Annotated in this window: 1 pseudogene; it reads left to right on the top strand. The window is 42.6% G+C overall.

From position 1 onward, the window contains the following. Positions 1-1,037, top strand: a pseudogene (locus GEZ89_RS09635) (hypothetical protein); the annotation flags it as partial.

Here is a 1,037-nt window from a genome sequence, read left to right as displayed (position 1 = left end):
ATCCACCAGGAACTAAGGTAGAAATCCCAGGTGAAGATGGTCCAATCACTGTTGAAATCGGTCAAGATGGTAAAGGTAAAGTACCAAATGACAAACTTCCTAAGAAAGATGTCCCAGGTACAGGTAAAGTAACCGAACCTAACAAGAAACCATCACAACCAGTAGATGTAACAACACCAGCTCGTAAGACTCCAACAGTAGATGTTGAACAAGATCCTAATACAGGTGACGTTACAGTAACACCTAAGAAACCAGATGGCTCAACATACCCACCAGGAACTAAGGTAGAAATCCCAGGTAAAGATGGAAACCCAATCATCGTTACAATCGATGAAGACGGTAAAGGTAAAGTACCAAACAGTGACCTACCAGACGGTAAAGTTCCAGGTACAGCTAAGATTACTGAACCAGGTAAACCAACAGTTGAAGTTCCAGTAGAAACTCCAGCTAAGGTAACACCAGAAACACCAACAACTGAAACACCAAGCGAGATTGAAATCACACGCAAACCAAATGGTGATGCGATTGTAACGCCTAAGAAACCAGATGGTTCAACATACCCACCAGGAACTAAGGTAGAAATTCCAGGTGAAGATGGAACAACAATCACAGTAACAATCGGTGACAATGGATCAGGTGAAGTACCAAATGACAAGCTTCCTAAGAAAGATGTCCCAGGTACAGGAACAGTAACCGAACCTAATAAAAAACCATCACAACCAGTAGATGTAACAACACCAGCTTGTAAGACACCAACACTAGATGTTGAACAAGATCCTAAGACAGGTGACGTTACAGTAACACCTAAGAAACCAGATGGCTCAACATACCCACCAGGAACTAAGGTAGAAATCCCAGGTAAAGATGGTAACCCAATCACAGTCACAATCGGTGAAGACGGTAAAGGTACAGTACCAAACAGTGAATTACCAGACGGTAAAGTACCAGGTACAGGTAAGATTACAGAACCAGGTCAACCAGCAGTTGAAGTTCCAGTAGAAACTCCAGCTAAGGTAACACCAGAAACACCAGTAACT

The organism is Streptococcus mitis (assembly GCF_009496285.1).
GTDB classification, from domain to species: Bacteria; Bacillota; Bacilli; order Lactobacillales; family Streptococcaceae; genus Streptococcus; species Streptococcus mitis_BP.
The sequence above is the reverse complement of the archived record's forward strand: the minus strand, read 5'-3'. Positions and strand labels throughout refer to the sequence as shown.